Genomic DNA, 18,582 nt, shown 5'->3' on the forward strand with positions numbered 1-18,582 from the left:
TGATTTCGTTAAAATGAAAAACTGATGCCTCTAGTCCGTCTGTTCTACCTACCACTCTTCTGGGCCCTTGCAGGATGCAGCATTCCCTACCAGACGCCTGAGGCTCTCCGTCAAATTGAGCGTGATCTGCAGTTGGTGCACGGATCAGTTCAGGCCCTGGCTCGGACTAATTGGTGCTATTTACCATATGGCTCTGGAAGTGGAGGCGATGGGCAGTGTCACGCGGTTCAAGGTCTGGGGGTTCTTTCAGGGGATGGCTTGATACTGAGCACGTATTCCGAGGGCATCTACGAGCGGTTCATGACGTTGAAAACAACTGACGTGCAGTGCATCAAAGTCTTTCGCGACCGCGACGCTCCAGCCAGCTTTTTTGTCTTTACCCGTGAATTAGCTACGCAGATCATTCCACTAACTGACAACGGGCAGTTTGACACCTCCACCAAGATCCGTTTTTTGGATTACCTCGCCGGTCAGAGCCAGATGAGCCGCATAAACTCAGACAGAGACTACGTTCGCGAAAATGGAAAGATTAATTCTCTCGTCTCGACCATTCCAGGCACCAAAATTACTATCGTAACCACCATTGCTGCTACAGAGGTTTTCAATCCGTGCCCGGAAAAGTAGAGGGTGGGATGTCGCAGGTTTTTTAACGGTGAGGGTTCGGCTTGCCGGACGCATCTTCAACAAGATACCTCGCAAGTGTCAAGAATGAGATCGGGTTAGATATATCGCAGCCATTCGGGTATGAGCTTTGGCTGATTGACGGACTTTTTTCGGCTACAGGCACCCATCTCGATCAGCCACGCTCACAATCTAGGATCTGGTGCAGCCCGGCCCAAGGTAGCGGTTCTACAGCGTCTTTAGCCTTGCATCCTGGCTCATGAATAAACGCTTGTTCACTTTGGGAGATAGGTTGACTGTAAGGGGCCGGCGAACACGCCTTCCGAACTCCAGCATTAAGGACGATGGTTTCCGCGTATTTTAAGCGGACGCTATCGCCCTTAACGTCAGGAATTCCATGCGCCAACGAAGCTCTTATCCCAAATCGTTCAAAGCCCAGGTTGTTCAGGAATGTCTGCAACCAGGCGCGACCATCTCCGGTGTCGCCATCAGTCATGGCCAACTTCTGATCCTGAAGGATGCGCCCGCTTTGTCCGTGGGCTCACGCAATGATTCGCATCGACGCCATCTGGCTCGCCACTGAGCCCATGGACATGCGTGCAGGCACTGAAACTGCGCTGGCCAGAGTGATTGGGGTGTTCGGTGCGGCGAAGCCGCACTGCGCTTATCTGTTTGCCAATCGCCGCGCTACTCGCATGAAAGTGCTGGTACATGACGGCATTGGCGTTTGGCTGGCTGCACGTCGATTGAACCAAGGCGGGTTTCATTGGCCTGGCATTCGACAAGGCTGCGAAATGGAGCTGGATAACGAGCAACTTCAGGCCTTGGTGCTCGGTCTACCTTGGCAACGCGTTGGTGCAGGCGGTGCAATCACACTGCTTTAAGAAGCTGTAATTAGCGCCTTGTCCTACTGCCGCAGGCGATCTGCTTTGGTAAAATCCACGGCATGACTTCCTCGCCTAATCTCGATCAAATGACCCCCGATCAACTGCGTGCATTCGCTGCGCAGTTGCTGTCGCAGGTCGAGACCATGGGCAAGACGGTCGAAGCGCTGGGCAAGAAGATCAACCGCGATCAAACGGTGATCGAGAAGCTGACCCACGAGATCGCACAACTCAAGCGCTTGAAGTTTGCCAAGCGCAGCGAGCAGATGAATCCTGAGCAGGCCAGCCTGCTTGATGACCTGATCGATACCGATATCGCGGCGATTGAGGCCGAGCTTCAAGCCTTGCAAATAGCGCCAGCGGCGACCGAGAAAAAACAAAAGCCCAAGCGCACGGCATTGCCGTCAGAGTTCCCACGAACGTTGATCCACCACGAACCGGACAACACCCACTGCCTATGCGGCTGCGCACTCAAGCGCATCGGTGAAGATGTCAGCGAAAAGCTGGACTACATGCCGGGCGTGTTTACCGTTGAACGCCATATTCGTGGCAAGTGGGTTTGCGATGATTGCGAAACGCTGATCCAGGCACCCGTACCGGCGCAGGTCATCGACAAGGGCATCCCGACTGCCGGATTACTTGCCCACCTCATGATCGCGAAGTTCGCTGATCATCTTCCGCTTTACCGTCAGGAATCGATTTTTGGTCGCGCCGGCTTGGCGATTCCACGCTCGACTTTAGCTCAATGGGTGGGCGTTACGGGCGTGCAGTTGCAGCCCCTGATCGATGCCCTGCGTGACGTCGTGATCGGGCAGCAGGTCGTGCACGCGGATGAAACACCCGTGCAAATGCTTGCTCCGGGCTCGAAGAAAACCCACCGTTCTTATGTTTGGGCTTACGCCACGAGCCAATTCTGCGAAACAGCCGCTGTCGTCTACGACTTCAGCGCCAGCCGCGCCGGTGAGCATGCTCGCAACTTCCTGCAAGGCTGGAAAGGTAAGTTGGTCTGCGATGATTCTGGCGGCTACAAAGCCAGCTTCGAACTTGGTGTTACCGAAATCGGCTGCATGGCCCATGCGCGGCGCAAGTTCTTCGACCTGCACGCCACGAACAAAAGCCAGCTCGCCGAGCAGGCTCTGCGTTACATCCAGTTGCTGTATGAAATCGAGAGCGAAGTGCGCGACCTGGAGCCGGATTTACGATGCCGAATACGGCAAGAAAAAGCCGTACCCGTGATGGATAGGCTGCATGCTTGGATGATCGCCCAGCGTGATCTTGTGCCCGAAGGCTCGGCTATCAGCAGAGCACTCGATTACAGCCTGAAACGCTGGGCAGCGCTTTCACGCTACCTCAATGACGGGGCCGTACCCATTGATAATAATTGGGCAGAGAATCACATCCGACCATGGGCTCTTGGCCGCAAGAACTGGCTCTTCGCCGGATCGCTACGCAGCGGAAAACGGGCGGCGGCGATCATGAGCTTGATCCAGTCGGCGCGGCTCAACGGGCATGATCCGTATGCCTATTTGAAGGACGTCCTCACGCGCCTGCCGACGCAGCAGGCCAGTGAGATTTCCGAGTTGCTACCGCACAGATGGACGCGAGCGTAATCGAAAAGCTTAACCGCTACGCGGCAAGCTCAACGTAGCTAGACTCCCCACCTCCAGTCGCGCCCGACAACCAACCCCATACGAACAACAGAGTGGTACGTCCTGCGTGATCAACGCCTACCGTGCCACGAGACCAGCCAGCAAGAATTTCACCATCCGTAGTTAAGCAATGATAAAGAAGCTCAATGGTATCGGGGCTAGTCACGCGTCCGACTTGATGACCCATGCGGATCCGGCCACCTTGGTAAGTACCCCAAATGGAATCTTCTTCGACATGGTAGTGAAATACTGTGCCGGCACCGGATAGCCCGTGGGCGTTACCCGCTACCGAAAATCGGCGATTGTTCAAACGCTCCCTGATTTGAGCAAGGGGGATTTCCATAAAATGTCGCGTCCTTTTAGTCGAGATGTTCCATTACAGTCTTCGATGATCTTAAGCCATTTTCTCGTGCCTGAAGAGTGGTCTGCTTGCCTACCCCGGAGCCGCAACTCACGACGATAAAAAGCAAGATGTGTTCACCGCCCGCTTACCGCTCGACCCTCGCATGTCTCGGTTTACATATGAGAAGGTCAAGAGGTGTATTTGCAGGCCGGGTCGTGCCGCCCGTTAAGGAAGCAAAGAGCGCAGGTATACCAGTGTCGAAATAGTCCTTGCGTGTCGATTGCCGTGATGGCTAGAGTTGAAATCGTTGAACACCGCAGGTAAGCGCAATGGAACTGCTCGATATTTACCTCCCTCACTACCATTTTCGTGAGCGTCACACCCTCGATATTCGCGCTACGGCTGCCGAGATTATGGCTGCTGTCGAAAGATACGATAGTACCCAGGATCGCTTTGTTCGGGCGATGACCCTGCTGCGCGAGATGCCGCAGCGGTTAATTTGGATGCTAGGTGATGCGCCAGCTCGCAATCGTCCGCCATTCAGCCTTGGAAACTTTACCGACCTTGGAACCATTCCTGATAAAGCTCTCGCATTAGGTCTGGCGGGTCGCTTCTGGAAGCTAGACTACGGGCAAGAAACCGTGCCTGACGCAGAAACTTTTATGCGTTTCGAACAGCCCGGCGCGGCACGTCTGGTACTCGGATTTAGCGCCACTGAACTTGGGGACGGGCTCACCCGACTTGTCACGGAAACACGTGTGCAGTGCCTTGATGCTGGCGCCTTGCGCCAATTTCGCCCGTACTGGTACCTGATCCGCCCCGTAAGTGGGCTGATTCGGAGGCGTGTACTTAAAGGCATCAAACGGGAAGTTTGCAGCATCCAACACTAATACTCGGATTGCTCTATCGGGATTAGCCTGATCACCTTGCCCAAAATTACTTCTTGCGGTCGCAGTAGGGTTGGCTGCAGCTGTCGCAGCACCGCCCTCTATCGGTCGTGTCATACCGTTCGTAATATCGAAGCCTACGGCCAGCAAGCCTTCAATTGGTTTCCGGCTTTTAGATGAAGGCGATGGACGTTGAATGGGCACCCATGCGGTCACGCTGCGACGTTGCCGTTGCGCATATCTACGAGCACCGAGGGCACTGCATTACCACTCACTGGCTGCATACGTCGTGCAGCGTACGCGCTTGCCAAGCATGGATTGAAAGCAAGTCTGCCTGTGTTTGACCGCTCGCTTGCGATCGACAATTATCTGCTTTTTTAGCGTGAGAACCCTCTGTTGTCTGTCTATAATCCGCGCATGTTGAATCCGACCGAAATCCGCCCAATTCTCAAGCAATGGGTCGCGAAAGCGATGCCTCACGAGGAAAGTGACGTCTTCATCGAGGAGCTATGCTTCATCGATAAGGCAAGACGCGCCGATCTCGTTCATGCAAATGGAAAGCTCACCGCCTTTGAGATCAAATCCCACGCAGACACCCTTGCACGATGGGAAGGTCAGCAAGAGGCTTACATGGCGTGCTTTGACGAGGTCTGGCTATGCTGCCACTCAAAACACTTGGTGAAGGCACTTGAATCTTGCCTTCCTCACGTTGGAGTTCTCGTCGTTGATGATTATTCAGGTATGGCGATGATTCGAAAAGCCAAGCCCAACAAGTATCAAGACAAGTTTCACCTTACGGGCTTTCTGTGGCGCAATGAATTGGATGCGCTTGCCAACAAGCATGGCGTGCCAACGAAGAGTCGAGACCTTATAAAGGAAGTCCGCCGCCAGCTTAGCGACGCACTTCCTATAGGCGACATCAGATCACACGTGCTGGCGTGCCTGAAGCTACGATACCGCTAGATCAAGTCATCTGGATCAAGGTCATCGAAATCATTATCAGCATATTGCATGGACTGAATCATCGCGCAGATATGTTGATTGATCCTGTACCCGTTCCATGTACCGTTGTTTCCGTAGCCGGTGGAAGTAGCGACAATTCTGGAATACTCACGAGTCGCCCAGCAGAAATCGTCACCGTGATAACCCGGTAGAGTTCTGATTTCCTGAGCAATTTCCACGTATCTCACAAATTCTTTGTCAGAGCCTTTGCGCCGTTGCCACCATTCCGTTGGCGTGTAATAGCAGGCAAAAGGAAGCACGGGCATGCCCCGAATATATTCCATCGGGGCGGTAGGGTTCGTTGCCGCATAATCGCCATAGATTATGTTCGACTCTATGCCGCTTGTATCAACCCTTGATTGCCACGCTACATCGTAACAAGCTGAGGAACGAGAGCTGTTTGATGCCGGTTTATCGATAGGGAACGAAGTGCTCGCGAGAACCAAGTTTCTGACCCGGTAGCTGTTTAAATGTCTTAGCGATAAATTGAAATCCGATCCCGATGCAGTATTGGCCGGACTGGTTGCGCCGAAGTCTAGAATAACCGTCGCGGTCTCTGGACTTTCAAGTGCGTCCAATATGGACAACAGTCTGTTCCAGGATGTAGCGGTGGGTTCTCCTGGGCAAGTAACTCTAATGGCAATATTTTGAAAGTTGCCTTGGAGAGCAAGCGCGCTTTGAATCACCGCTCGCTGCGGGTCATCATCAACCCAGGATACGACCGGTATCAGCTTCTGGTTGATGGCTGCCACATCTGCAAAAAACTGCCGTTTGTTTTGAAACGCGCCATTGGAATTATGCAAATCATTATTCGTTATGAAGAGCTCAGCAACATCCTTAGCTACCCGTGAAACGTCTAGGAAAAAGGGGTGTTCAGTCCAATTTGCCAAGAAAGTTTGTAGGTGCCTATCGTCATCACATCGCATGTCTAATAAAGGCGCTACGACGTCCCGCCTTGAGGCTTCTAGATTTATTAGAGCTTTAACGTCATTCTGACCAACGCGTAAACAAGCCACGTACTGCATATTGCACTCCCTGCATGATGTGTAATGGACAACTAAACCAGCACTGCTGGGCACGCAGCGCACTGTAGACCCCCCATCCAATACCAGCCGCGACATGTTTAACATATCAGGGATGTTGCACGGACACCGGGCCTTGCCCATGCTCCTAGCAAGGCAGCGGGTGGGAGCCTGAACGATAGCACTTCAATATCTTAGGGCCAGTCGCTTTGACGGTATTTTTGTGGGTGCTTAAAGCCTGCTCCGCGTGTGCGCTGATGCTTGCTTAGCGCATCACTCGTAACCAGCCCCTGGCACGTAGCGGTAAAAGATCCTTCCTAGCCTTGGCCCGAGATAGAGAGTTCCGCCTCTCCGTTGAGGGGGGCTCATCGGGTTCGCTAGGGGATGGAGAGTAGAGCATCCACACATCAAAGTGGTTTCTCTTTCGCTGTTCGTTTTCGCTGCTGTGGCAAGATACGCGGATCGTTGTGATTTAGGTTCCGGTGTACAGTCTAGAGGTCGAGTTAAAATTTTGGATAGCCGCTGTTTTGAGGATTTATGAGGCTTATGACAAAGACACCGTGCACTGCAATAGCTCCTCATTGGTTCTTGAGCTAAACCAAATGCATTTGTCGCTGACATCCGCAATTCAAAAATGGCAGATGGAGTTTTCCAAAAACGGTCGCGTGATGTGCTGGACGGTCATGGAGCGCTCGACTTGGCAACTGTTGAAGGCTGAGGGAAAGCTCACGTGCCCCATCGGCGACGCCTGCGATGACCCAATCTTTCAGGACGCATATGCCTGGATGAAGAACTCGATGGCCAGCGCTGGGATAGTTGCACCGACGCATGGCTTATCTCCTTGGTGGTGTTGGATAACCCGTGGTCAAAACCATCCTGAGCCCTTCATTGAAGACGTGGAAGGCCTAAGAGATCCTGTTGTGCTTCAACTCGCCGTTCCCTCCGAACAGGTTGTCCTGTCGTGCTTCGACCTTTGGCATTTTGTACTTAACAAGTGGTATGTCTGGTCATCGGAGCTTGATGAGCAAGATTTTGATCGGGCTAAGGAAAATGCAGGAGAGGGATCCGATGCTGCGGTGCAGCTTCAGCAGCGGATGCAGCATTCGTGGTCAGCAGTATTTGAGCTTGATCAAACTGTCGTGGACATGGGCCCGTTTGAAACCAAAAGTATCCAGGGGTGTTTTTGGACGCTGAGGTTGGAATACGTGACAGCTGTGATCGAGCCGATTGCATTAACCTCCTACCCGTAATCTTGAACTCAATCAGGCGTGGTCAAGCTCTGAAGCCGTCCGCCCAAGTCCTTTTACCTAACCCCATGTCGACGCGGGTACCGACGCATCGCGCGTGGGTCACTTTCGCATCAGTAGACACTCGACTGATCTGCGTCAAGCGTCTCTGCGTTCACTTGCGCTGGAAAATCCCTGCGAACCCACTCGATAAAATCGACTCATTCATTCAAAGGCGGCAACCTGCGCTTTACGGGCGTCTTCTTGACGATCGCTGTGTTGGTCTCGGCATATGCGTTCAGGCGATCAAGCAATGCGTCTAGCTGATCCATCGTGCGTACATGCAGCTTGGCGATGAAGCAGTCCTCGCCGGTAACTTTGTCGCATTCCGTAAACTCCGGAATAGATTGAATCTGCCGCTCGACCTCCTGCAACTGCCCGGGAAGCGGACGTATGCGCACAATGGCCTGAAGCATGTAACCAAATTGCCTCGGGTCAATTTCTACGGTGTAAGCGTTGAGGACTCCGCGCTCTTCAAGGCGACGCAGCCGCTCGGCAACGCTTGGGGAAGAAAGGCCGCTGACGTTGGCGAGAGCCTTCAGAGACAAGCGCGAGTCTTTCATCAGGGCAGCGATGAGTAAATGATCTATAGCGTCAGTCATTATTCGCTCTAAGGTTTTAATGATATTTGTCCTAGAAAAGAAAGGCCAAAACGACTTTTGGCCTTTTCTTTTGCATGGAAGCGGTCACATCCAGCTTGCCATAATTTGTCCTTACTTGAGGAGCACATCATGGACAATTCTGTACGTCGCGGCACATGGGAAATGGTCTTCGCGATGTTGATTTCCGGGACGATCGGCTGGTTTGTGCTTGCATCCCAAGTACCGCTTTTCGAGGTCGTCTTTTGGCGCTGTGTCATTGGAGGAGTGACCTTAGCCGCCATCTGCAAGACGATGGGTTACTTGAGCATTCGCATTTTTACACTGCAGACGCTCGGATTGGCAGTGCTCAGTGGCGTGGCTATCGTCGGTAACTGGCTCCGGCTGTTTAGGTCGTACAGCAAAGCTTCGATCGCCATCGGGACAGCGGTCTATAACATCCAACCCTTTATTCTGGTCGTGCTGGCCGCTATGTTCCTCGGGGAAAAGGTGACATTGCAGAAGCTTGCCTGGCTGTCGGTCGCATTCCTGGGAATGCTGGCCATTGTCAGTGCACACGGTGACCTGCAAACCAGTGCCGGCGATTACCTCAGTGGCGTGGCGCTGGCGGCAGGCGCCGCACTTCTTTACGCCGTAGCTGCCTTGATCATCAAGGGCTTAAAGGGTGTGCCACCGCATTTGATTGCGCTCATTCAAGTTATCACCGGCGCCGTACTACTGGCTCCCACAATTAGTTGGCAGAGTCTGCCTGCAGCACCAGCGTCTTGGGCAGCGCTGGGGATTCTGGATGTGGTGCACACCGGTTTGATGTACATATTGCTGTACGGGGCCATTCAAAAGTTGCCGACGACGCTGACGGGAGCACTGTCTTTCATCTACCCGGTGGCGGCCATCCTGGTGGACTGGATTGCGTTCGGCCACCGGCTGGGAATGATGCAATGGATTGGTGTAAGTGCGATCTTGATCGCGGCAGCGGGTATGCAGCGTGGCAGGGGATTACGTTCAGTGATCCGAGTCAAGGCTGAGTCGATTTAATTGCGCATGCGCATGCTCCAGACGCTGCACCCCGCGCTCACGCTAGGAAAACCTCTCCACGACATGCTGTGGCAGGTGACTGAGCGCATAAACTAATAGCGAGAAAGATGCTGGCAGATATCGAACAAACTTGCCCTCTCTCCCTTGTATAGAGCAAGCAGTGCGCTCGGTAGAATCAGCTCCTGATTGAGCTTGGGAGCGACACCGCGCCCTTGCGCCTTACACCGCCGAGAAGAGGGTACACGTAACCATTCTCCGGCCGCATTTTGTTGAGAGTGCGAGGAGTCATCTACGAAGCCCGTACATCATTTGCATTGAAGATGCTATGAACCGCCATTCCTGCGCCTATGAGCACCGCAATAAGCCCTGATGTCTCTACGGACGTTGGAAGCCTGCCGTTAAAGAGCGAGCTGAGGACACCTGCAAAAAAAGATTCCAACGAAATCAACTGACCCGAAAGCACCATCGGGAGCCGTCGTGTCGCAGCGTTCCATGCCCACGCGCCGATCACCGAAGACATTAGCGCAATGACTAAGCCCCAGGCATACAGATGTCCCGCTAAGGGAACACTGAATCCGATACTCGGGAGCTTAAACAGGCCTAGCGTTTGAATGACCGGAATCAGGCACAAGGCGCCCATGCCAGCACCCACCATCATTAGCCCCGTCCAGATGCCCGTCGCGGCAGGGGGAATCTTCCGCACGGCGCTTTGATTCAGCAGACTGAAGCCCAACCACAGTGTTACTGCCAAGGCAGAGAAGAAAAAGCCCGCCTGCCAAGAGGTCGCGCCTGTCTTCGGCAGGTTCATGCTGCTGATCGTTGAAAAGAGGAGCCCAATCAGCATGAATGAGAGCGGTAAGGCAAGACGGCGCCACCGCACTGTCTTCTCTTTTGCATTGGCGAACAAGGCAAGTAAAACAGGTACGAAACCTACAAACGCTGCCGTCAGTACCGGGCCGCCGTAGATAACGCCTGCTGCTATGCAGCTGCTGTACCCCAAGTACCCCGTTGCGCCCAGGGCTGCGGCGATTGCCTGCTGGGAGCGTCGTAAGGATCGCCGCTGGGCACGACACAGTGTTACCCCCACTGCCCCAATTGCACCCGCTATGAGAAATCGTAAAACCGTAAGGTCGTAAATGCTGTAGGCGCCAGTGACGTAGGGAGCGATGAAGTTAAGAGCCCACGCCAGCGTTGCGAAAACGGCGAGTGTCACTCCGGCGATGATATTTGAACGGTCGGTGACCATGAGCTGAGATCCGATATATGTTCAGCGCATCTTGCCCTCTGCTGCAATGTGTTAAAAACGAGCTTTCAGGTCTGAATGCATAACGGCTGATTATGAATAAGCTCAGGAAAACATTGCCTCCGTTGACCAGTTTGCTGCCGTTCGAGGCGGCTGCTCGACTGGAGAGCTTTTCGAAGGCCGCTGATGAATTGCACATCACTCAAGCGGCCATCAGCAGGCAGATTCGGGGGCTGGAAAGCGATCTTGGGGCAAAACTGTTTATCCGCCGTAATCGAGCTGTCTTTCTAACAGAGGAGGGGAGACAGTTAGCGGGAGTGGTGAGTGCGGCATTGGCAAGTATCAGCGACGGTGCTGTATCGCTTCGCAAATCACATCGCAAAAATCGTGTTGTCCTGCTTTGCCAGTTATGTGAAGCCTTTTATTGGCTGATGCCCCGTCTTGCCGCGTTCCAGGATCGATATCCGGAAATCGAAGTGCAGGTAGTGACCTCAACGCGGCCTATTGCCGAGTTCAATGACCGCTTCGATATAGCCCTGCAAAGCACTGGGCGTGCGAACGGCCCGCATACTCTGGTCTCTACGGCTGCCGACGAAGTCTTCCCGGTGTGTAGCCCGAGCTACTTTGCGCCTAGCAAGACACTAAGCCTTGAAGAACTCCGCTCGCACACTCTTTTACACTACGCTCCCACCTCCCCGGATTTCATGACCTGGGAAGACTGGTTGCAGGTGTTTGGGACTACGATAGAAGCTCATACAGGCACTGTGTTTGACAGCTACCCGCTGATGCTTCAGGCGGCAGCCGCAGGGCATGGGATTGCATTAGGATGGCGTCGAACTGCCGGGAAGCTTATTCAAGAGGGGGCTTTGATGCGACCTTGCGGAGAAAGCGTTCATCTCCCGCATGCAATTTCTGTTTATAAAGAAAGCGGTGCAGATGAGCGTATTGAAGTGGACGCGTTACTGGGCTGGCTTCAAGAGCATTTGCTCACCTGGCGCTGAGAATCTAGTTTCGATCCGTACCTTGGGAACCCTGCGTGATCGAGGTCAACCAAGTGCGCTAGCCTCGCGACCGTTGCAAAACTAAGCAAGTGACTGCTCACACGCGAACGGCTAACATCGGTGAGTCCTAACATCCTTGGAGCTATACATGTCGCGTCTCGCCGAATTTCGCAAACTTGAACAACAGCTCGCAGCCCAGCTCGCCGAGCTAGAAACGCTGAAAAACGACAGCGGTTTGAAGAAAGAAATCGAGTTTGAAACCAAACTGCGTGGCCTGCTGGGTGAATACGGCTTCAGCTTGAGAGAAATTGTTGGCATTCTCGATCCACAGGCCGCCAGTGGTCGCAAGTCTCCTCCAGCAGCTGCCGAGAAAAAGACCCGTAAGGCCCGCGATTTGAAAGTTTACAAAAATCCTTTGACTGGCGAGGTCGTTGAAACCAAGGGAGGCAACCATAAACTGCTCAAAGCCTGGAAGAGCCAGTTTGGCGATGAAGTCGAGACTTGGCTGGTTAAATAAGCCAGTGGTTTTAAATCAGCCGTCCTAGTGACGGCTTTTTTCTGTCTCTGATTGCGGGCCAAGCTCACCTGAATGCCCTGTTGTAGCATGACCAAATAAGCGGATCGTGGACAACGGCTTAGTTCAGCGCATTCTCAGCGCAGTGGGGCGAGGGAGCATGGGTAGCGAAAAAAGGCCAGTCTCCCGCGATCTCTGTCTGAGTTGGTCTCCCCCTAACTAGCGCCCGTGCGCTTAACCTCAATAGCAAGCGGCTGCTACAAGGTGCTTTTGTCCGCCAGTGCTATATTGGTCAGCCGCGCTCATAATCCAGGATCTGATGCAGCTCAGCCCAGGGCATCTCCGCAACTTCGCCCTTAGCTTTGCAACCTGGCTCGTGTGGGAATACGTCCTCACAGAGCGAGACAGATTGCCCCCGCATGCACCCAGTGCACACCACCAGCCCACCGACCAATGCCCAAGCGGATGACCATGCGATCATGCGTTGATTGCTATCCATATTCGGCGTCCCTTATGCCAGTGATAAGCCTCATGCTCACCTAAGCTGCGTGCGCTGTCGATGCTCGAACAGGTGCCCTCGAACGAGGGGTACAACTCCTAATCGGTAGAAGATTTGACGGTCTGGCATTCGCCCGCTCGGATTGGGCGTCAATGCACATTGATCTTCACGATCTTTCCCACTCGCGCGTCCTTCGTGTGAGTACGGATTTTGTCTTCAGCGCTTTGGATGTTCATGGCTAGCTCCACTAGGCGCCGAGCTTCTTCCTCCTGCCCGACCTCCGCTAGCCGTACTGAGGCGCTCAACAGAGAGGTGAAGGCGTCATGCAGCGTCTCGGCAACCTCGGTCATGCTTTTCACGAGGTCTGCAGTCGGGGAATTGGTTTGCATGTGTTTGTCCACAAAGGGGCGCCTGGGCGTTCGAGGGTTCGGACAACATTGCTAGAGTCGCGTAGCTGGATCAGCTCAGGCCAGTTGCCATGGCTGGAGCAGTTCGGGTGTGATGCGCTCGAAAGCTTGGCGTTCGTTGCATTTTTAATTACCCGGTTGCAGATTCGTGGTAAGCGTCCGGCGAAGTCACCTACCCGATACCGGCGATAAGGGCGATGTTGTCCACTTAAAAATACGTGGACACTATCGCCCCTATCATCAGGATTGCCATGCGCCAAAGAACCTCTTATCCCAAACCCTTTAAGGCCCAGATCGTCCAAGAATGCCTGCAACCTGGCGTGTCGATGGCCAGCGTGGCCCTGCGTCACGGCATTAATGCCAACCTGGTTCGAAAGTGGATACCTACTCATCGCGATCATCAGGCGCCGGCTTTGCCTGCTTTTGTTCCGATGAAGCTTGCGCCCGCAACCCAGCCCGATCAGCAGATGTCGGTCAACATCGAGGTTCCTTTCGGGCGGCAAAAACTCACTGTGACGTGGCCATCTTCAGATCCTGAAGGGTGTGCTCGTTTTGTCCGCGAGCTTGCCAAGTGATCCGCATTGATGCCATCTGGCTCGCGACCGAGCCCATGGATATGCGTGCCGGTACCGAGACCGCGTTGGCCAAAGTGATTGCAATATTCGGTGCGGCGAAGCCGCACTGTGCTTATCTCTTTGCCAATCGACGTGCTAACCGAATGAAAGTCCTGGTTCATGACGGGATTGGTGTTTGGCTGGCTGCACGGCGGTTGAACCAAGGCAAATTCCACTGGCCAGGCATTCGGCAAGGCTGCGAGATGGAGCTGGATACCGAGCAACTTGAGGCCTTGGTATTAGGTCTGCCTTGGCAGCGTGTTGGCGCTGCCGGCACAATCACACTGCTTTAAAGTTGTAATTAGACTCTTGGCCTACTGCCGCAAGCGATCTGCTTTGGTAAAATTCAAGGCATGACTTCTTCGCCCAATATCGATCAGATGACCCCCGACCAACTGCGTGCATTCGCTGCGCAGTTGATGTCGAAGGTCGACACCATGGGCAGAAAGATCCACCGCGATCAAACCATCATCGAACAGCTGACCCACGAAATCGCCATCCTCAAGCGGCACAGGTTTGCCAAGCGCAGCGAACAGATCAGCCCTGAGCAAGGCAACTTGCTCGACGACCTGCTCAACACCGATCTTGAGGCTATCGACGCCGAGTTGAAGGCCCTCCGACCGGCTCCCGCTCCAGAAGAGAAGCGTCAGCAACCCAAGCGCGCGCCGCTGCCACCGCAGTTTCCACGCACCGTAATTCATCACGAACCGGAAAACACCCAGTGCGCGTGCGGCTGCCAACTTCAGCGCATCGGCGAGGCCATCAGCGAGAAGCTGGATTACACGCCGGGCGTGTTCACCGTCGAACAGCATGTGCGTGGAAAATGGGCCTGCCGTCAGTGCGAAACATTGATCCAGGCACCGGTCCCGGCCCAGGTAATTGATAAGGGTATACCTACCGCAGGTCTGCTCGCTCACGTAATGGTGGCGAAATTTGCCGACCACTTGCCGCTGTACCGGCAGGAGAAAATCTTTGGCCGCGCCGGCTTAGCCATCGCGCGTTCAACTCTCGCGCAATGGGTTGGGCAGACCGGTGTACAGCTTCAGCCATTGGTTGATGCCTTGCGTGAAGCTGTTCTGGCCCAACGAGTTGTCCATGCTGACGAAACTCCGGTGCAGATGCTTGCGCCCGGAGAGAAGAAAACTCACCGCGCTTATGTCTGGGCTTACTGCGCCACGCCGTTCTCGGCGCTTAAGGCTGTAGTTTATGACTTCAGCCCGAGCCGCGCCGGCGAGCATGCACGTAACTTCCTCGGCTCGTGGGACGGCAAGCTGGTGTGCGACGATTTTGCTGGCTACAAAGCCGGTTTCGAGAAGGGCATGACCGAAATTGGTTGCATGGCCCACGCACGCCGCAAGTTTTTCGATCTGCACGTGGCGAATAAAAGTCAGTTGGCAGCACAGGCACTGCACTCGATTGGCGGCTTGTACGAAGTTGAACGCCAAGCGTGCGAGATGAGTGATGAGGATCGCTGGCGGATACGGCAAGAAAAAGCTGCGCCGTTAGCGAAAGCGCTGCACGACTGGATGTTGGCCCAGCGCGATCTTGTACCTGACGGATCAGCGACGGCCAAAGCCTTGGATTACAGCCTTAAACGCTGGGTTGCGCTGATGCGCTACCTGGAAGATGGGGCCGTGCCCATCGACAACAACCCAGTCGAGAATCAGATCCGGCCGTGGGCGCTCGGGCGTTCAAACTGGTTGTTTGCCGGGTCGCTTCGCAGCGGCAAACGGGCTGCGGAGATCATGAGTCTGATCCAGTCAGCACGCATGAATGGGCACGATCCGTATGCCTATTTAAAAGATGTGCTGACGCGCCTGCCGACGCAGCGGGCGAGTGCAATTGAGCAACTGCTGCCGCACCAGTGGGTATCTGCCTGAGTTATGCAAGGTGACTCGACGGACACTTACGAATCAACCTACCGGATGGGGAGAAAGTGCGGGCAAGGTTAACCATCTTCACCATTTCACCCATGACTTTCTTGGTTCGTAATGACTCCGCAAAGCCGGTTTTCAGCGCCTCGAATAGCTTTGGCGATTCGCCAGAAATAGAGCACACCGATCAGGAGTTCGAACATCGATCCAACAATCCAGCACCAAATAAGCGACGACGGGGTTTGGATATTGCTTCTGGCGACGTAGTAGATCAGCGGAATGCTCACTAGCCACATGAGCCCCAAGCGTGTGAAGAGCGAAAATCGGGTCATACCCAGGCTTTCCAGCACTGCAGCACCTGTCATGGAAAAGACGAAGGCTACAGAGAACGTCCACAGTATTCGCTGTGTGTCGACAGCAAGGGAAACAGTTTCTGGATTACTCCCCAGGTCTCCAAACGCACTGAGCAACAGATGTGGCATCGTTATTTGGAGAATGGAAACCGGCAGCACGTAGAACAGCTCAAGCAGCACCGTTACCCGCAGTATCTTCGCCAGCTCGGCATACTGTTTGTTACCGGCCACCGTCGCGCAAAGAATACTGCAGCCTACCCCCAATCCAATGATTGGAATGATGCCCAGATAATTAACTGTCAGATTGATATTGTTAGCCGCCAGCGCACTTGAGCCCAGCATCGCGACAATCCAGATGAAGGCCGTGTTTCCCAACTGATCCACGCCTGCTGACAAGCCACCAGGAACACCTCTGCGCAGCCAGAAGATGAGCTGGGTCAAAAGAGATATTTTGCGTCCAGCAAGTATGCTCGCGCCTTCTGTCCAAACCTGTCGGGGCAAAATAATCAGGTAACAAACCAGCATAGCTAGTGTGCCGATCAGGGTGCCAATTGCAGCACCAGCCATGCCCAGTTCAGGCAATCCAAACCTTCCAAAGACCAGCCCAATGGTGAAGATGGAATCGACAACCTGCCCCCCCATGCCAACAAGAAACGTCTCTTTTGTCCTGCCTACACCATTAAAAAAGGACGAAAAACCTGTGTTGATTGTCATCACGCCACCGAAGATTGATGCCCAGAGCATGTACTCGGATTCGAGGCTCACAATGTGCGGTGGACGAGCACTTAACTGCGGGATAATGGCAATCAGCGGAGCGGCGGCGAACAACAACACACTGCAGATCAGGCCGAGAAAAAGCCCTGCGGCAGCTTCAGTCCAAGGCTCACATCGGGGCATGCGGCCCTTGGCTTGGGCAATAAAAGAGCGCGCTATTCCTACAGTGCTACAAAAGAACGCGATGATTGCCATGCTCGTAAATACCGCAGGGCCAGACGCTGCCAGGGTATCCGGCGAGTAATGGGCCAAGCACAGCCTATCGACGAGCATCATCAATAGGTTACCCATCATTGATCCCATCAACGGAAACGAAACACTGAGAATTCTTTTTGCTATGCGCGCGTCAAACCAGTGATGCATGTTCACATTCCGTTGAGTAGGAGGCACGGCAATCCTTTTGTACAAACGGGACTGGCAATAGGTTGAGATCGTAGTCCTTATGGGATGGTCAGCAACATACGTGCCGAATCAGGCGGCATGGCTGAGAGATGTAACACCAACAAGCACACAACGTTTTAAGCAGATTATCTAAAAGACTTTTCAGCTCGTCTGCCAACGCCGCTAACGAGTGAGATAACGCAGCTGCTTCCGCGCAAGCGGGCGGCTGTTGAACTACGCAAGGGGTGTTCGCCGAACGCTTACGATTCGTGCGCGGTTTGTGCAGGCATCTGCGATTGGTACAGTCATAACCAAGCCAACTCGGGACGCCACATGATAGGCAACGTCATAGTTATAGCGAGGCTAGCCCCGCTCATAGTAGGCGCATTGCCAGACCGTGCTCTGGCCGGAAGGGTAATGCCAGACAGCGATCGGTGCATCGCTTGGCCGGTAGCTGGTACCGGCTGGATGCCCCTTAATGTTCAATTCCGCCGGTGCATAACGACTGGGTATTCCGAACTGCGAGGGTCTGGCTTGTGGAGCCGAAGAGTCGATAACTAAACCTTGAAAAAATCGTGGCTGACGATAGTAACCAATCGGGCGCCCGCAGAAGATGCGCTAACATTTTTGAGAGCTGCCACTTTCATGCGTCTGTCCATCGAATCCTTCCTTTGCAGCAAATGATGTCGCAGGGGGCGCCCAGTGGCACTTGCGATCATTGCGAGGGGCAGTGCCTAGCAGGCTTCAGCAGGTTAGCCCGCATCAAATGTAATCGAGCCTGATCGAACTTGCTCGAGCGCTCTAGCTCGGCGGCCATCTCCAAGAGTGAGTCAACAATTGCTCGAAGTTGGCCACCTGCCCAGGGCTGCGCCCTTTGATGAGAGGCATCCTGCGCTCATTTTATGTTGTGGCTTTTACGTTCGTTAGAATAGGCCGCAGTGTCCGTCGCTGAGATAGGACTGTGGTATGAGACTAAAAACAAGCTGTAGCTTGCTACCGCATGTGCCAACTGTTGAACCACCGACCCGGCATCGGATAAGTCAGTCGTACGCAGAAATGCCTGAGAATCCAGGATTTTATTTTTCCGGGAGAGAAGTAGCACATGCATCACTGCATTCAAGCCTTGGCCGGGCTTCGGACGCTGTTTTAATTACATCCACAGCTCCGTAAGCCTCAAACAAGCGTTCGGCGGATCCGCACCACTTCGATTCACGATGGATCCAATCTGGAGCAATTATCGCGCTACGCTAGTGATGAGCAGAAGTTGGATATTTTTTTCATATGAAATTCAACGAGTTATAAGTCTGGCTGGTTTGGCATAGTGATTGCTTTCCAGTTTTGGCGTGCCATGAGGCACGTTACATTCAAAGACTGGGAGATGATGTAGCTATGGAAACTCATGCAGCTTCAGTTCGTTCTGAAAAGATCACCCAAGAGCAGAATGCTGATTATGCTCAGCGTGAACATCGGAAGAAAAAGGCCCCAGCACCTACGCTGGAAGTCATCAACATTGAAGGCTGCCTAAGCTCCTCCAAGTTGCTACTCAAGATGTAAGACCAGCTCATGGGTGGCAACATGTGATGCCACCCATCTA

General features: G+C 53.8%; 20 protein-coding genes. 14 read left to right on the forward strand and 6 right to left on the reverse strand.

Annotation, left to right across the window (positions count from 1 at the left end; translation table 11 throughout):
* Positions 1-24 precede the first annotated feature (24 nt).
* From SLW74_RS13010 to tnpC (SLW74_RS13025), 4 genes are all read left to right on the forward strand, one after another.
* Complete coding sequence (locus tag SLW74_RS13010) at positions 25-624, forward strand: hypothetical protein (protein WP_410929120.1); 600 nt, start codon at positions 25-27, stop codon at positions 622-624.
* A 394-nt stretch (positions 625-1,018) separates the two neighbouring features.
* Complete coding sequence (locus SLW74_RS13015; protein WP_410929121.1) at positions 1,019-1,204, forward strand: transposase; 186 nt, start codon at positions 1,019-1,021, stop codon at positions 1,202-1,204.
* The gene (gene tnpB / locus SLW74_RS13020; RefSeq protein ID WP_019578429.1) at positions 1,170-1,505 is read left to right on the forward strand and encodes an IS66 family insertion sequence element accessory protein TnpB; all 336 of its coding nucleotides are present in this window, start codon (positions 1,170-1,172) and stop codon (positions 1,503-1,505) included. Before SLW74_RS13015 ends, tnpB (SLW74_RS13020) begins: the two co-directional genes overlap by 35 nt.
* Positions 1,506-1,567: 62 nt before the next feature.
* Positions 1,568-3,115 carry an IS66 family transposase gene (gene tnpC / locus SLW74_RS13025; protein WP_410929122.1) on the forward strand — a complete coding sequence of 516 codons (1,548 nt, stop codon included), beginning with the start codon at positions 1,568-1,570 and terminating at the stop codon, positions 3,113-3,115.
* Between the two features lie 16 nt (positions 3,116-3,131).
* Here the strand turns inward: tnpC (SLW74_RS13025) and SLW74_RS13030 are convergent, their stop codons facing one another.
* Positions 3,132-3,497 (reverse strand): hypothetical protein, encoded by a 366-nt coding sequence (locus SLW74_RS13030; protein WP_410929123.1) that lies wholly within the window; start codon positions 3,495-3,497, stop codon positions 3,132-3,134.
* Positions 3,498-3,826: 329 nt separating this feature from the next.
* Here SLW74_RS13030 and SLW74_RS13035 point away from each other — a divergent pair, with 329 nt between their 5' ends.
* Together SLW74_RS13035 and SLW74_RS13040 are read left to right on the forward strand one after the other, a co-directional pair.
* Positions 3,827-4,387, forward strand: a complete 561-nt coding sequence (locus SLW74_RS13035; RefSeq protein ID WP_410929124.1) for a hypothetical protein — start codon at positions 3,827-3,829, stop codon at positions 4,385-4,387.
* A gap of 393 nt (positions 4,388-4,780) precedes the next feature.
* Positions 4,781-5,347: a sce7726 family protein gene (locus tag SLW74_RS13040; RefSeq protein ID WP_410929125.1), complete on the forward strand. Its 567-nt coding sequence runs from the start codon at positions 4,781-4,783 to the stop codon at positions 5,345-5,347.
* On the opposite strand, the gene SLW74_RS13045 is transcribed toward SLW74_RS13040, so the two are convergent.
* Positions 5,344-6,411: a beta family protein gene (locus SLW74_RS13045; protein WP_410929126.1), complete on the reverse strand. Its 1,068-nt coding sequence runs from the start codon at positions 6,409-6,411 to the stop codon at positions 5,344-5,346. The two genes, SLW74_RS13040 and SLW74_RS13045, sit on opposite strands and share 4 nt — an antisense overlap.
* A gap of 599 nt (positions 6,412-7,010) precedes the next feature.
* On the opposite strand from SLW74_RS13045, the gene SLW74_RS13050 reads away from it, so the two are divergent.
* Positions 7,011-7,658, forward strand: a complete 648-nt coding sequence (locus tag SLW74_RS13050; protein WP_410929127.1) for a DUF3841 domain-containing protein — start codon at positions 7,011-7,013, stop codon at positions 7,656-7,658.
* A 197-nt stretch (positions 7,659-7,855) separates the two neighbouring features.
* Here SLW74_RS13050 and SLW74_RS13055 read toward each other — a convergent pair whose 3' ends face one another.
* Entirely contained in the window at positions 7,856-8,296 is a 441-nt protein-coding gene (locus tag SLW74_RS13055; RefSeq protein ID WP_410929128.1) for an Lrp/AsnC family transcriptional regulator, read from the reverse strand.
* Positions 8,297-8,425: 129 nt separating this feature from the next.
* Here SLW74_RS13055 and SLW74_RS13060 point away from each other — a divergent pair, with 129 nt between their 5' ends.
* Positions 8,426-9,328: a DMT family transporter gene (locus SLW74_RS13060; RefSeq protein ID WP_410929129.1), complete on the forward strand. Its 903-nt coding sequence runs from the start codon at positions 8,426-8,428 to the stop codon at positions 9,326-9,328.
* 289 nt (positions 9,329-9,617) lie between these two features.
* Here SLW74_RS13060 and SLW74_RS13065 read toward each other — a convergent pair whose 3' ends face one another.
* Entirely contained in the window at positions 9,618-10,574 is a 957-nt protein-coding gene (locus SLW74_RS13065) for a DMT family transporter (RefSeq protein WP_410929130.1), read from the reverse strand.
* A 92-nt stretch (positions 10,575-10,666) separates the two neighbouring features.
* Between SLW74_RS13065 and SLW74_RS13070 the strand changes: the two genes are divergently transcribed.
* Positions 10,667-11,572: a LysR substrate-binding domain-containing protein gene (locus tag SLW74_RS13070; protein ID WP_410929131.1), complete on the forward strand. Its 906-nt coding sequence runs from the start codon at positions 10,667-10,669 to the stop codon at positions 11,570-11,572.
* Between the two features lie 148 nt (positions 11,573-11,720).
* Positions 11,721-12,089, forward strand: a complete 369-nt coding sequence (locus SLW74_RS13075) for a histone-like nucleoid-structuring protein, MvaT/MvaU family (RefSeq protein ID WP_410929132.1) — start codon at positions 11,721-11,723, stop codon at positions 12,087-12,089.
* A gap of 645 nt (positions 12,090-12,734) precedes the next feature.
* Here SLW74_RS13075 and SLW74_RS13080 read toward each other — a convergent pair.
* Positions 12,735-12,974: a hypothetical protein gene (locus SLW74_RS13080; protein ID WP_410929133.1), complete on the reverse strand. Its 240-nt coding sequence runs from the start codon at positions 12,972-12,974 to the stop codon at positions 12,735-12,737.
* Between the two features lie 269 nt (positions 12,975-13,243).
* On the opposite strand from SLW74_RS13080, the gene tnpA reads away from it, so the two are divergent.
* From tnpA to tnpC (SLW74_RS13095), 3 genes are read left to right on the forward strand one after another with little or no spacing between them, the layout of a single operon-like run.
* The gene (tnpA, locus tag SLW74_RS13085; RefSeq protein WP_410929134.1) at positions 13,244-13,567 is read left to right on the forward strand and encodes an IS66-like element accessory protein TnpA; all 324 of its coding nucleotides are present in this window, start codon (positions 13,244-13,246) and stop codon (positions 13,565-13,567) included.
* Positions 13,564-13,899 carry an IS66 family insertion sequence element accessory protein TnpB gene (tnpB, locus tag SLW74_RS13090; RefSeq protein WP_410929135.1) on the forward strand — a complete coding sequence of 112 codons (336 nt, stop codon included), beginning with the start codon at positions 13,564-13,566 and terminating at the stop codon, positions 13,897-13,899. The genes tnpA and tnpB (SLW74_RS13090) overlap by 4 nt, the downstream gene beginning before the upstream one ends.
* Before the next feature lie 60 nt (positions 13,900-13,959).
* Complete coding sequence (gene tnpC, locus SLW74_RS13095; RefSeq protein WP_410929136.1) at positions 13,960-15,486, forward strand: IS66 family transposase; 1,527 nt, start codon at positions 13,960-13,962, stop codon at positions 15,484-15,486.
* 86 nt (positions 15,487-15,572) lie between these two features.
* On the opposite strand, the gene SLW74_RS13100 is transcribed toward tnpC (SLW74_RS13095), so the two are convergent.
* Positions 15,573-16,970, reverse strand: a complete 1,398-nt coding sequence (locus tag SLW74_RS13100) for an MATE family efflux transporter (protein WP_410929137.1) — start codon at positions 16,968-16,970, stop codon at positions 15,573-15,575.
* A gap of 1,407 nt (positions 16,971-18,377) precedes the next feature.
* Between SLW74_RS13100 and SLW74_RS13105 the strand changes: the two genes are divergently transcribed.
* Positions 18,378-18,542, forward strand: a complete 165-nt coding sequence (locus SLW74_RS13105) for a hypothetical protein (RefSeq protein ID WP_410929138.1) — start codon at positions 18,378-18,380, stop codon at positions 18,540-18,542.
* Positions 18,543-18,582 lie beyond the last annotated feature (40 nt).

Origin of the sequence: Pseudomonas sp. W5-36, assembly GCF_046540455.1 — a bacterium.
Lineage (GTDB): Bacteria > Pseudomonadota > Gammaproteobacteria > Pseudomonadales > Pseudomonadaceae > Aquipseudomonas > Aquipseudomonas graminis_B.

Excerpts from the sequence above, each read along its gene's own strand:
- tnpC (WP_410929136.1), top strand. The coding sequence starts at position 13,960 with ATGACTTCTTCGCCCAATATCGATCAGATGACCCCCGACCAACTGCGT.
- SLW74_RS13035 (WP_410929124.1), top strand. The coding sequence starts at position 3,827 with ATGGAACTGCTCGATATTTACCTCCCTCACTACCATTTTCGTGAGCGT.
- SLW74_RS13065 (WP_410929130.1), bottom strand. The coding sequence starts at position 10,574 with ATGGTCACCGACCGTTCAAATATCATCGCCGGAGTGACACTCGCCGTT.
- SLW74_RS13055 (WP_410929128.1), bottom strand. The coding sequence starts at position 8,296 with ATGACTGACGCTATAGATCATTTACTCATCGCTGCCCTGATGAAAGAC.
- SLW74_RS13060 (WP_410929129.1), top strand. The coding sequence starts at position 8,426 with ATGGACAATTCTGTACGTCGCGGCACATGGGAAATGGTCTTCGCGATG.
- SLW74_RS13045 (WP_410929126.1), bottom strand. The coding sequence starts at position 6,411 with ATGCAGTACGTGGCTTGTTTACGCGTTGGTCAGAATGACGTTAAAGCT.
- tnpA (WP_410929134.1), top strand. The coding sequence starts at position 13,244 with ATGCGCCAAAGAACCTCTTATCCCAAACCCTTTAAGGCCCAGATCGTC.
- tnpC (WP_410929122.1), top strand. The coding sequence starts at position 1,568 with ATGACTTCCTCGCCTAATCTCGATCAAATGACCCCCGATCAACTGCGT.
- SLW74_RS13030 (WP_410929123.1), bottom strand. The coding sequence starts at position 3,497 with ATGGAAATCCCCCTTGCTCAAATCAGGGAGCGTTTGAACAATCGCCGA.
- SLW74_RS13080 (WP_410929133.1), bottom strand. The coding sequence starts at position 12,974 with ATGCAAACCAATTCCCCGACTGCAGACCTCGTGAAAAGCATGACCGAG.
- SLW74_RS13100 (WP_410929137.1), bottom strand. The coding sequence starts at position 16,970 with ATGCATCACTGGTTTGACGCGCGCATAGCAAAAAGAATTCTCAGTGTT.
- tnpB (WP_019578429.1), top strand. The coding sequence starts at position 1,170 with ATGATTCGCATCGACGCCATCTGGCTCGCCACTGAGCCCATGGACATG.
- SLW74_RS13010 (WP_410929120.1), top strand. The coding sequence starts at position 25 with ATGCCTCTAGTCCGTCTGTTCTACCTACCACTCTTCTGGGCCCTTGCA.
- SLW74_RS13105 (WP_410929138.1), top strand. The coding sequence starts at position 18,378 with ATGGAAACTCATGCAGCTTCAGTTCGTTCTGAAAAGATCACCCAAGAG.
- SLW74_RS13015 (WP_410929121.1), top strand. The coding sequence starts at position 1,019 with ATGCGCCAACGAAGCTCTTATCCCAAATCGTTCAAAGCCCAGGTTGTT.
- SLW74_RS13075 (WP_410929132.1), top strand. The coding sequence starts at position 11,721 with ATGTCGCGTCTCGCCGAATTTCGCAAACTTGAACAACAGCTCGCAGCC.
- SLW74_RS13070 (WP_410929131.1), top strand. The coding sequence starts at position 10,667 with ATGAATAAGCTCAGGAAAACATTGCCTCCGTTGACCAGTTTGCTGCCG.
- SLW74_RS13050 (WP_410929127.1), top strand. The coding sequence starts at position 7,011 with ATGCATTTGTCGCTGACATCCGCAATTCAAAAATGGCAGATGGAGTTT.